Raw genomic sequence first — 11999 nt, forward strand, 5'->3', positions numbered from 1 at the left:
GGTCATCGGTCGCGGTGAGGCTGTGGATTTACTGCCGCTTGCGGTCAGGCTCGTAGATTCCGGGAATGGGTGAATCGAGCAGCACCACTCGGATCAGATAGATGGCGACCGGGACGCCTAGAACCAGCCCCCACATTCCGAAGAAGTGTTCCGCGATCAACAGGATGGCGATCACTAGCACCGGATGCAAATGTCCGATCTTGCCGATGATCCGTGGCGACAAGATCATCCCCTCGATCAAATGGATCAATGCAATCGCCGCGATCACCTGAGCCGCCATCAACAGCGATCCGCCTGGTTGCAGGATGGCCACTCCACACAGTGGAATGCCCGACAGAATCACTCCAACCACGGGAATGAAACTAAGCAAGAACACGACCAACCCCAGGATGAACTTGTACTCTACACCGATTATCCACAGCGCAATCAGCGTCAGAAAGGCATTGACTACGGCAATGGTGACTTGGCCCTGGAAGGTCTTGCCGATCAGCTTACCCAGCGCGGTGACCCCCGGCGCAATTTCATCGAAGACCGATCGTAGTCGGGTGTTGCGAATATTAGCGACGCCGGTCTTCACTCCCTCCCATTCCAGTAACATGAAAACTGCCAACAGCAGTGCGGTACCAATCTGGACCGGGATTCTTAACACGTGGCCGAGCGCTTGGTCCATTCGCTTGACGCCTGCTTCGAGAATTCTGGGGCCATCTTCGGTTGCATGTTCACGCACCCAGTCAGCCATCGGACTGGTGGCCCACCACTGCTGCCCCAAATCCAGTTTTGTTGCCGATTCAAAATCGAACCGTTGGTGCTCAGGCGATTCTTTTGCTGTCTGTTGATGCTGATCCACCACTTGCAAAAAGGCCTGCTTCCCTTTGGGGTAGGCTGTGGCCAAGGCGTCAAAATAGGTGTAGTCGATCGGTATGTTATTGGAAGGGTCCGCAAACTGAGTCTCATAAAACTGTTGGAACTCGGTTTGATATGCATCCGATTCGCGGAATACTGTCCATCTCTGGATCGAAATCGCTTGCGCCCACTCGCTCCTGAGTTGGGCCAATAGCACAGGGTCGGCGTTGACATCGGCCCATATTCGCTGCCGGATACGTTCATCGCGGCGAGATTCAAAATCGGTCGGCTGGGTTAGGCTTGATGTTGCATCCGGTTTGTCGTCTGTCGCCTGACTTGCCTCTTCTGACGTTTGGCTTGCTTGCCAGCGAGAAACGTAGTAGTCGCGTTTTGAATGGAAGATGTCGGGTGCTTTGAACTCCATGAACCACTTCTGAAACGACACACCCACACCGCTCTCTTGCGACTGTAGGTCAAGCACTTGAGCTTGTTCGTATTCGGCTTCAAATTCGGCTTTGAGTCTTGAGTGGAGTTTGGGGAACTCCTGGTACAACCCCTCGCCGCTGCGGCCAGCTGCGAGAAACTGGGCCATCCCTTTTTGGTAGCGTGGGTCCGCGGGAGCGCCAAACTGATGCTTGAATTTCCACGTCCCAACGGTATGGGCCAACAGCGTGTTTTGCACTTCGGCGGCCGTGGTGTCTTTCATCTGCACCACCAGGCTCTTGCCTTCGTGAATCAGCGGAGGCAAAAAGAACCAGCCGAGTCCACAGAGTGACAAGCACAGACACAGGAAGATGGACAACGTGAGTAGTAAATCAAGTCTGCGGCTAGGGAGGCGCTGCGGTGCAAAGCGACGGGCGATCATCGCCACCAAGCTGCGGATTATGAAACAAAACAAAAACGTCAGAAATCCGATGAAAAAGAATTCTCGCAATGCGTAGATCAACGCGAGGAATACACCCCAAATCAGCGGCTTGTGCCACCAGTTCTGTTGAAGAATTGACGGAGGTGACGGAGCGGTAAGATTCGATGAATCGCTGGACATGTAAAACTTGCTTAGGAAGGTACCGCTGTGTCAGGGCAACCGATTGGGGAACTATTTGGTGGCTTTCACGGCGGAACCGTCGCGTTTGGATTTGAAATAGAAAAAGGCGACTGCCAAGCAAGCCACTAAAATCATGATGAGCCACGCGGACAATTGTTCCAGCATCGCCATCGCCAATACCATGAGCGTCAAGGAGATACCAACGACCAGCAGCAGCCAGTCGATGTGAACCCCCGCCAAGCAACAGGTCAACGCCAGTAGCATCACCGCAAAGTAGGAAGCGGAATCGCGGTTGATGATCTCGCGACGCTCCAACATCAGCAGGACGGCGAGGAAACCAAGCAAGATCCCCCAGTGAGACAATTCTCTGACGATCGTCTTGTGGATAGATTGTCCCGCCTGCCTGGCGCTGCGGACGCTTTTCCAAAGCCCAAGTGCCGCGTAGACGATCACCACAAACAACCAGTACTCCCACGCGCCCGAGTCGGTCGCCTGAGTGAATCCGATCCCAGCGATCGCAAGGACCAACATCGAGCAGAGGATGGCGAGCCGAGTTTTCCAGGCACCTCCAGATTTCGGTTGCGCTTTCGAGTCGACTTTGTCGGCAGACGCGACCGCTTCAAGAGATGTGTTCATGGGTTTACCGTTGTTCGTTTGGAAAGTTTGTTGATCCATATTTTATCCACTTATGCCACCGCCTAGACGGGCATGGCAGTATCCTCCCCGACACTTGAGCTGTACATCCGACAGCAGAGCCGTTTGATGTTGTATGCCGGCTTTTCCCGCCGGAGGGAGCGGTGGCAATCGTCGCGGTGGCTGGCAGACGCGGTCGCTCATTGTTCTCCGTCGATGCGGGAACTGCTGCGTTACTGGGCCGAGGTTGTGATCTCAGATAGTGTTTCGAGGGTGCGTCGCGCTTGCCCCGAATCGATCGCATCCGCGGCTCGTTGAGCCGCTGTGATCAGGTTGTCATCCGCATCGCACAGCCAGATCGATGCGGCGGCATTGGCAATCACAATATCGCGTGCCGGTCCAGGTTGGCCATCGAGTACCGCGCGAATGATCGCGGCGCTCTGGTCGGGACCGTCGGCCAGCATCGTTTCCGGGCCCGATGGATCGAGCCCAAAGCTGGCGGGAGACCATTCGGTTTCGCGACAGCCTTCGCCCGTCACTTCGATCACCGAGGTGAGGCCGTTTAAGGTCACTTCGTCGAGTCCGTCGTGTCCACGAACAACAACCGCGTGTTCGGTTCCCAGTTGATGCAGTGCTTCGGCCAGTTTCCGCTGTGTCGATGCTTGGCCGGTGCCCAGCACTTGGTGCGTTGCCGCGGCAGGATTGCAGAGCGGGCCAAGCAAATTGAACAGCGTCGGCACTTCCAATTGACGCCGGATCGAACCCACGTGCCGCATCGCCGGATGCAACCGAGGGGCGAAGCAAAAACAGATCCCTGCCTGTTCCAGGCATCGCTCCACCACATCGCGATCGGTGTCAATTTTGACTCCCAACGCGGAAAGCACATCGGCCGAACCGCTGTTGCTGGTGATCGCTCGGTTGCCATGCTTGGCGACGCGAATGCCTGTTGCCGCTGTTACGATTGCCGCGGCGGTGCTGATGTTAAACGTTCCCGATCCGTCGCCACCGGTGCCACAGGTGTCCAACAGGACGCCGCCTTGGGACTTGATGGGAGTCATGTGTTGACGCATTGCGCGCGCCGCGCCAACCAGTTCACTGACCGATTCTCCTTTGGCACGCAGCGCCAATAACAGTTCGCCAATCCGTTGATCATTGGCCTGCCCTAACAACATCGTGCCGAGCAATGCCTGCACATCGTCCGCGGACAAATCGTTGCCAGCCTGCGCGGTGGCGATTGCTTCGTCAATCTGGATGCTCATATTCAATACAACATTGTCGGCACAGAGAAGGCATTGGAGGGGCGTTGGCATCGCAGGGCATGCCCGTTGGAGGCCAATATACCGATAGACGCAATCGATGGGGACCACAACACCGGCAATCTAGGGCAGCCTGGGTGCGAATGTCCATTTCCCGACGGCAGCGGACAAAATCCCCGTTTCGCCACCGCGTTGACAACCGTACAATCGCACCTATGGCAAGAAAAGTGATAATTGACTGTGATCCCGGAATCGACGACGCGATCGCACTCACAATGGCGTTGTTTGACCCGCGGCTGGAAGTCTTGGCGGTTACGGCGACGGCTGGAACCGTTGATGCGGACCAGGCAACAACCAATGTCCAGGGGCTGATCCAACAGCTCGATCCGCCGAAATATCCCCGGATCGGGATTGCTTCGCCATGCGAAGGGGCTTCGGTGATCAACGACATCGTGCTGCATGGTGCTGATGGTTTGGCGGGCTGCAACTACCAGCCCAGTGATCGCCAGCATCGGCATCTGAGCGAAAAAATTATTTCCGAACTGCTGCGTCAGCATCCCAATCAAGTCTCGCTGATCTGCCTGGGGCCGCTAACCAATGTCGCCCGTGCGTTCCAACGTGAACCGGGACTCGAATCGCTGGTCGATCGGTTGGTGATCAGTGGTGGCGCGGTCGCTTGTCCAGGCAACATTTCCCCCGTTGCCGAAATGAACATGTACTTCGATCCGGTGGCGGCTCGCAGCGTGATCGAATCGGCGACGACCAAGAGTCTCTTGCCGTTGGACGTTACCGATCAGGTTGAATTCTCGATCGAACTGATCGAAAACCTGCCGTCGAAACAGACGCGCGCGGGGCAGTTGTTGCACCAATTGCTGCTGTGCGCATTCCGAAGCTACGTCCAAAACTTGGGCCGCGAAACGATTCCGTTGTACGATCCGGTGGCACTGCTAGGGTTTTTGGAGCCGGAGCTGTTCACGTGGGAAGATATGGCCGTTGACGTCGAAACTCGCGGCGAATTGACCCGCGGTCAAACGGTTAGCGATCGGCGACAGCATCGCGAGTGGTCGTTTAACGCCGAAGTCGCGCGAACGATCGACGCAACCGCCGCAGTCAATCAGGTCGTCCGCGGCCTGCGCTTCGCGGGGCAATGCACGTAATCGCTGGAGTCGAGGCTTCAGCCGACCTCCTCCCCGACTCGCCGTACATCGGCTAAAGCCTATGACTCCAGCGCTGGAGTAAAGGCTTCAGCCGACCTCCTCTCCGCAGCGGTTTAGCCTGAAATTCGCACCAATTCAAAGGTGTGAGGCACGGACTCGCGACTCGTTTCGGCCGTCTGCTGAAGCTCGGCAGCTCGCTTGCGGAACTCGCTGTATTTCGGCCAGTCCTCTAGGTACTTCCTGGCCATCACCGCCGAATACTGCTTCTTATCTTCGAAATGATCGTAGTGAGCTTGAACCGCTTGCGGGTCATCGACATCCACTTTGTAGTAGCTCTGCATCCAGCGGCGCGTATTCAACAGACTGCAAGCGGACGCTTCGGCGCTGCGCCGCTGCGAATTCCACTCGGCAACGCGCTGAGCTTGCTTGTACTGAGGCGTCGCCTTGTTGAACGCCAGATTGATCCCACCGCCAAGCTCCTCCGCTTTGTATTGCCCCGCCGCAGCGCCATCGATCCGCAACTCATAAGTTCCTTTGGATAGGCCAGTCACGCTCAGGATTTGTTGAGCTAGATCGTCGCCGATCGGCAGCAAGTCCAACAGCTCCATCGGTCCCGCGTTGATCGGAAACGGCAACGCCTCCTCGCGCGACACAAACTTCACACCCGTCTCGCTTCGCTCCACCGACGTGACGTCCGCGTTAACGCTCTCGGTGACCGCGCCTGCCGCCGCGTCGATCGTCGTCCTGGAGATGGTCGCGGGAACACCCTGGGCTTTCAGGAGCAACCACGCCATCATCAATCGCCCAGGCGATCCGGGATGGACGCGGTCGGGGCCGACGATCGTCCAGGTCGGATCGCGCTTTTGCTGTTGGAGATTAATCGCCGTCATCGGGCCGTGCAGATCGATCACCGGGGCGTTGTTCTCGAGTGCCAGTTGGCGAACGATCTCGGCGCATCGCCCCAAGCCGTCATTGCAGCCGGGCTGATTGTTGTCGCGATCCAGCACCACCGTTTGATCAAAGGGGGACGGGGTCATGAAGTAGAGCTTGGGGTTGTTCGCCTCATCGCGGAGCCGCGCCACGACTTCTTTCATCTTCGCTTTGTAGCGGTCCAATGCCTGCTGTTGCCGGACCTTCTGCGCGTCGGTCGGGTTCGCCGTGTAAGAGCCGCGACTGACATCGTTCATGCCGAACATGATCACAACGGAGGTCGGCCGCTTGTCGATGACATCCTCCTTGAGTCGCGAGAGCGAACCGCTGGCGGTGTCGCCCGAACGACCGGCGTTGAAGAAGTGAATCGTCCTCTCAGGGAATCGCGTCAGGTAATAGTCGGCGATCAGGGTTTGAACGTATCCGCCCGCCGTAATACTGTCCCCTAGGAAGCAGACGCGTTCCCCGTCGTCAAACGGGGGCGCCGGGATTGCCACGCCAACCGACGCGACCGGCTCTAGCGTTGGGGTTTGGGGCTGATCGGCAGCGGCATCGAGGCCGAACAAGAGAACGCAAAATACAGACAGGGCGATGTTTCGAAGACTCACGCAGTTGTTCCTGGAGGGTTAGTGGATTAACGACCTCAATCTCACCTCGATTTTAACAATGGGCGGACTGGCAAGCTGACTAGAACTTTTAAAACCCTACCCATTTTGCGAATCGAATCACCCGCTTCGAGCAGCCGATGCAGGACCATCCGGCGCATCGAGTCGAGCAGTCGCTCTGCAACGTTGCGACCGAGCCCAATCAGTCAAGCTGCATCGTTGTTGGGCAGGTCGTCCGCCACGCCTTCCCCAACATGCGGGAGGCGCCACTTGAAACGAAGCGCCGCGAGCCGAAATGCGACAACCACGACGATTCCAACCGTGGAAGCATAGCTGCGAGTGGCCGGCCAGGCATCGAGCAACAGAAAGATCCACGAGCCAACAAACGAACAGGTGGCAAACATCGGAGAAGGCCGAAACAGGCTGGGCACACGATTGCAAATCACGTCTCCGATCACGCCCCCAAAAAGGTGCCCGTCACCGCTCCTAGCAAAGACGCAATGAAATAAGAGGTCCCCGCTTCGATGGCTGCACTGGCACCGGCAATGCTAAACAGCCCCAAGCCGAGCGCATCGGGAATGCTCAGGATCGACTCCGTTCGGTCGGGGATTCGCCGGACGCCGTAGGCGGCCAATGCGATAGCGAAGACGACGACCGGATAGTGGTCCTCTTGAATCCAGAACAGCGGATGCCGGTCGAGGAACAAGTCGCGGAGCGTTCCGCCACCGAAGGCGACGATGAAGGCAAGGCTAAAGACGCCAACAAAATCCATGTCGTGCCGCCGGGCCAGCAGCACTCCATAAACCGCGCTGGCTACGACCGCAGCAAACTCGATTGGTTGAAGCATACGGCACGCAATCCGCGAACGACGGGCTGGCTAAGCAGGCCGTCGTTAAAGCACATGAAAACCCCAGCACGCAGGAGAATCGTGCCGAGGCAGGCAGCTTACTTCTTCTTCGGCTTGTAGATTTCCGTCGCCGTGCCGAAGTGGACTTCGCCCGCGTTCATCAGTGTTTCGCTGAGCGTTGGATGCGGGTGGATGCTGTCGGTGATGTCGTGGACTTCGCAGCCCATCTCGATCGCCAGGACGGCTTCGGCGATCAATTCGCCAGCTCCGGCACCCACGATTCCACAGCCGACAACGCGATGCGTTTCGGGGTCGACGAGCCACTTGGTCGAACCTTCGGTCCGGCCGATCGCTTGAGCACGACCGCTGGCCGCCCAGGGGTAGACCTCGACATCGACCTTGCGGCCGGCAGCTTTGGCTTCACCTTCGGTCAGGCCAGCCCAAGCGATTTCCGGATCGGTGAAGACCACTGCGGGAATCGCCACTTTGTCGAAGGCGGAGTTCTTGCCAAGCACGACTTCGGCCGCGACGCGACCTTCGTGATTGGCTTTGTGTGCAAGCATCGGTTCGCCTGCGACGTCGCCGATCGCCAGGATGTGTGGGTCGGCGGTCCGCTGTTGCGAATCGCACTCGACGAATCCCTTGGCGTTGACGACAACCTGGGTGTTCTCCAGGCCAAAGCCCTTGCTGACGGGGCGGCGGCCGATCGAAACCAGCACGCGGTCGTAGACTTCGTTGCCAAACTTGTTGGGCCCTTCGAAGGTCACGTGAACGCCGTCTTTCTCTTCGGCAAGCGAGCCGACTTTGGTGTTCAAGAACAACCGGCCGTCGACGAGCTTTTCGATCCGCTTTTGCAGCGGCTTGACCAGATCGCGGTCGGCGCCGGGCAGTAGGCCGTCCATCAATTCGACGATCGAAACCTTGCTGCCCAGTTGAGCGTAGACGCTGCCAAGTTCCAGGCCGATGTATCCACCACCGACAACCAGCATCGTTTCGGGAACGTCTTTCAGTTCCAACGCGCCGGTGCTGTCCATCACGCGATCGCTGCCGATGTCAAACGCCGGCGGAACAAACGGAACGCTGCCGGTCGCCAGGATGCAATGATCGAACGTGATCTTGCCGCCTTCGGGGATCGACGCATCGTCCCCTTCCAGCTTCAGCGTGGTGCTGTTTTCAAAGACGCCCTTGGCGTGGATGACTTTGACGCCGCGGCGTTTGGCCAACGCTTGAAGGCCACCGGTCAGGTTCGAGATCACCGTTTCTTTGCGACCGCGAACCTTATCGATGTCGATCGACGGAGCGCCAGGATAGCTGACGCCCCAGTCTTCATTGAGTTCCTGAACTTCGCTAATCACCCGAGCCACATGCAACAACGCCTTGCTGGGGATACAACCTCGCAGCAAGCACGTACCGCCGAGCCGCGAATCGGCTTCGACAATCGTGACGTCCAGACCTTCGTCGGCGGCCAGGAACGCGGCGGCATAGCCACCTGGACCTCCGCCCAATACAACGAGCGATGAATGCATGATGTTTGTTCAGGGTAGCAAGTTGAGGAATCTGCAAACGAATCTGCGGAAACCTAGCGAGACAGGAATTCGACCACGGAGTTAGCATCCACGGGCAGGCTGATGTCGCTAGGGCCGGGCAGCCCTTGCACGGTTGCCTTCAGGTTTTCGCTGTCGAAGGCGACCCAGTCCAATGCATCGGGCGAAGCATTGGCGATCACGCCACGATACAGGTTCTTCAGGCCGTCACGATCGCGAACTTCCACAACATCGCCGGGACGCAGCAGGTAGTTTGGCTTGGTAACCTTCACGCCGTTGACCAGGAAGTGGCCGTGGGTCACGCCTTGGCGTGCTTGCGGGCGAGTCTTGGTGAATCCGCAGCGACGAACAATGTTGTCCAGTCGGCGTTCACACATTAGGAGCAACAACTCACCCGTGTTTCCTTGCTTGCTGCTGACCGCGTCAAAGTAGCGTCGCAGTTGTCGTTCGCCCAAGCCATAATAGTGCTTGATCTTTTGCTTCTCCATCAACGCCAGACCGTAGTTACTGGGGCGACGGCCGCGGGTGTGCATACCTGGAGGGGTATTGCGGCGTTCCATCGCGCGGGCAGCACCGGCGGTTTCATAGATCATGGCGCCTAAACGGCGATTAATACGTGCTTTGGGTCCGGTATATCGGGCCATCGACATTGCTCCTAAGGGAGTGCAAGAAAGGGTGTAAGTCGTTACCTCGCGTAGATTTACGCAGTGGCACGATCCCAGCGACAGGATCGATTCTTGATCCTGGAGGGTCGCGCCTGATTTCTTTTGAAGTCCAGGATTGTCACTGGATACCTTGCTTTTTGCAAGAGCGCCGCTTTCGAATCGGGCATGAATCGCCACATTCGCCAACTTTTGCGCGATAGGATTGCTCAGTCGACATTGACGTCGGCAATCTTGCGGTTCTAGTATCCGGGCCCAATTAGTGGAGTTTGGTAAAATCTGCGGATAAGTTGGATTCAGCGGATCTCGCAGGCCGAAACCCTTCTGATAGGAACGTTGTGATGCCCCCACACATTCGGTGCGGGGCACTCACTCCAAATAAAACACTTCAGGGAAGAAGGGTTTTGCGAATCGCGACTGGTTTCTATCCAGACGACGTCCGCAAGCTCCAGCTTCCCTAAACTCGCCAGTTTGAGGGAACATCGTTATGCGATGCCGTATAGTGACATGGAACCGCGTCGCCGTAGCCAGCATTGCAGTCATGGCTCTGGGGACCACCGGTTGTAAGACAGCAATGCCGGGCAAGAACTTGTTCTCGTGGGGCAAAAAGCCTTCGGCAGAAACTTTGGCTGGTAGCGGGCCCACCGCGACCTACCCAGCTCCGCCAAGCGAAAACCACACGCCAACGGCGATCGCTTCGGCAGCGACCGGCAAGTCGGGGCAATCGACCAACACGCAAGTCGCCGCGTCGACCACCACCGCTCCAGCAAGCCCTTACGGAAACGCAAGCCCTTATGGCACTCCCGGTGGGAGCTCGCCTTACGGCACGCCCACCGCTGCCGCTCAGGCCAACGGCTACAACAGCACCGCAGCGGCTTCGCCTTACGGCGGTGTGACGCCAACGAGCCCTTATGGCGGGGCCGCACCAACTTCGCCTTACGGTGCTGCGGCACCTTATGCCAGCCCAAGTGCTCCGTCCGCTTACACAGCAAGTGCAACCAACAGTCCAGCCTACGGTGCAACGGCCAGTTCGGCTTCGCCGTATGCCGCGTCTGCCAGCCCAGCTGGCTACATGCCACCGGGCCCCGGAGGCTACGCCACTCCAACGAACCCCGCGGGCTATGCAGCACCACCTGCAACCCAAGCGACTTATGCAAACCCAACCACGCCAGCCAATCAAGTGGCTGCCAGTCCTGGAGGCTACCGTCCCGGCAGCACCAGCTCGGCAACTGCCTACCCTGGTATGAACAGCTCGGTGGCTCCATCGACCTACACGACACCGGCCACCCAATCGCCTAGCTCGTCGTATTCGATGCCCACCGCAACTTCGCCAAACACGGGCGGATCGATCTACCGATAATCATCGGCCATGTTCGCGAACGAATTTGAAAGCCGCAGCTTCCATTGCATTGGAGGCTGCGGTTTTTTCGTTTTCCGGCTATCGCGAGCTTCGCAGCACACGCACGCTACGAAACGTACAACCTTTCGGCGCGGATGAATTCTTCGACAGCTCGCGGCGTGTGGTAGCGAATGCTTTTACCCGCACCGATCCGATCGCGCAGCTCGCTGCTCGATAGTTCGATCTGTGGCATCTGTAAAAAGGCAACCTGCCCTGATTCGCTATCAGTCAGAAACGGTTCGATCTCCGCAGCCGTCGCCGCGTCGTAGCCGCCCCGATTCATGATCGCTGGCTTGGCGATCGCGAAGATCTTTTCAGGTTGATTCCAGTCGCCGAGCTGACCGACGAGGTCGGCTCCCATCATCAGAAACAACTCCGCCTGTGGGAACTGTTCGCGAATCGCTGTCACCGTATCCAAGGTGTAGCTGACGCCGCCGCGATCGATCTCGACGCGGCTGACTTCAAACGCTTCGTTCCCGCCGATCGCCAGTTGCAGCATCGCAACCCGCGACTCACTCGATGCCACCGGACCGGTCGGCTTCAGAGGCGACGTCGCCGCGGGGACAAACAAGACCTTGTCCAGTTCAAGCTGTTCTCGAGCTCGCTCTGCCAACATCAGATGCCCATAGTGCACCGGATCAAACGACCCGCCCAAGATACCGATCCGCATCACCGAAGACCCTCTTAACACTCTCCACCGAAACTCCGCCACCGCCGGATCGAACTATAAGCGACTCGCCACCAAATGTCGCGGGGCCCACACCAATCGTTTGACTCGAGTGCCCAACAGTCCTCAGGTCCGCACCATTCGTTTAACCGCGTGCCCAACGGGACGCGCGTCCACGCCAACGACAGCCGCGCGGGGCGATGCCGCCGCGGTTAAACTCAATACCGTCCAATGAAGCGTAGTGGACGAGGCTACGAGTCCTTTTGCTCACTATCGTTCAACGAAGCGTAGTGGACGAGGTTGCGAGTCCTTTTGCATCAGAACAAATCGCTGGGACTCGTAACCTCGTCCACTACATCCCGCCGCGAATGCTTTCGACGGTCCGAAGCGCCTTCGCTAAACGGTATTGCG

At 58.0% G+C, this 11999-nt stretch carries 11 protein-coding genes; 2 read left to right on the forward strand and 9 right to left on the reverse strand.

Features of this window, described 5'->3' with window-relative positions:
- Positions 1-28 precede the first annotated feature (28 nt).
- The 3 genes from Poly24_RS01155 to trpD all read right to left on the reverse strand — a co-directional run bounded on the left by Poly24_RS01155 (position 29) and on the right by trpD (position 3780).
- Positions 29-1708, reverse strand: coding sequence for an AI-2E family transporter (locus Poly24_RS01155; protein WP_231753687.1), 1680 nt, complete (start codon positions 1706-1708; stop codon positions 29-31).
- Between the two features lie 231 nt (positions 1709-1939).
- Positions 1940-2524, reverse strand: a complete 585-nt coding sequence (locus Poly24_RS01160) for a hypothetical protein (protein WP_145089280.1) — start codon at positions 2522-2524, stop codon at positions 1940-1942.
- A 230-nt stretch (positions 2525-2754) separates the two neighbouring features.
- The gene (trpD, locus tag Poly24_RS01165; RefSeq protein ID WP_145089283.1) at positions 2755-3780 is read right to left on the reverse strand and encodes an anthranilate phosphoribosyltransferase; all 1026 of its coding nucleotides are present in this window, start codon (positions 3778-3780) and stop codon (positions 2755-2757) included.
- Positions 3781-4004: 224 nt separating this feature from the next.
- Between trpD and Poly24_RS01170 the strand changes: the two genes are divergently transcribed.
- The gene (locus Poly24_RS01170) at positions 4005-4934 is read left to right on the forward strand and encodes a nucleoside hydrolase (RefSeq protein WP_315852227.1); all 930 of its coding nucleotides are present in this window, start codon (positions 4005-4007) and stop codon (positions 4932-4934) included.
- A gap of 113 nt (positions 4935-5047) precedes the next feature.
- Here Poly24_RS01170 and Poly24_RS01175 read toward each other — a convergent pair whose 3' ends face one another.
- The 5 genes from Poly24_RS01175 to rpsD all read right to left on the reverse strand — a co-directional run bounded on the left by Poly24_RS01175 (position 5048) and on the right by rpsD (position 9504).
- Complete coding sequence (locus tag Poly24_RS01175) at positions 5048-6472, reverse strand: SGNH/GDSL hydrolase family protein (protein ID WP_231753399.1); 1425 nt, start codon at positions 6470-6472, stop codon at positions 5048-5050.
- A 203-nt stretch (positions 6473-6675) separates the two neighbouring features.
- A complete protein-coding gene (locus tag Poly24_RS27745) occupies positions 6676-6927 on the reverse strand; it encodes a TRIC cation channel family protein (protein WP_145089289.1) in 252 nt (83 codons plus the stop codon).
- On the reverse strand, positions 6924-7316 hold the full coding sequence (locus Poly24_RS01185; protein ID WP_145089292.1) for a trimeric intracellular cation channel family protein: 393 nt from the start codon (positions 7314-7316) through the stop codon (positions 6924-6926). Before Poly24_RS01185 ends, Poly24_RS27745 begins: the two co-directional genes overlap by 4 nt.
- Before the next feature lie 98 nt (positions 7317-7414).
- Positions 7415-8842: a dihydrolipoyl dehydrogenase gene (gene lpdA, locus Poly24_RS01190; RefSeq protein ID WP_145089295.1), complete on the reverse strand. Its 1428-nt coding sequence runs from the start codon at positions 8840-8842 to the stop codon at positions 7415-7417.
- A gap of 53 nt (positions 8843-8895) precedes the next feature.
- Positions 8896-9504: a 30S ribosomal protein S4 gene (gene rpsD / locus Poly24_RS01195; protein WP_197452235.1), complete on the reverse strand. Its 609-nt coding sequence runs from the start codon at positions 9502-9504 to the stop codon at positions 8896-8898.
- 505 nt (positions 9505-10009) lie between these two features.
- On the opposite strand from rpsD, the gene Poly24_RS01200 reads away from it, so the two are divergent.
- A complete protein-coding gene (locus Poly24_RS01200; RefSeq protein ID WP_145089301.1) occupies positions 10010-10882 on the forward strand; it encodes a hypothetical protein in 873 nt (290 codons plus the stop codon).
- Between the two features lie 106 nt (positions 10883-10988).
- Here Poly24_RS01200 and nadD read toward each other — a convergent pair whose 3' ends face one another.
- Positions 10989-11591, reverse strand: a complete 603-nt coding sequence (gene nadD / locus Poly24_RS01205; RefSeq protein WP_145089304.1) for a nicotinate-nucleotide adenylyltransferase — start codon at positions 11589-11591, stop codon at positions 10989-10991.
- Between the last annotated feature and the right edge of the window lie 408 nt (positions 11592-11999).

The sequence above is a fragment of the Rosistilla carotiformis genome (assembly GCF_007753095.1).
In the GTDB taxonomy this organism is placed as follows: domain Bacteria; phylum Planctomycetota; class Planctomycetia; order Pirellulales; family Pirellulaceae; genus Rosistilla; species Rosistilla carotiformis.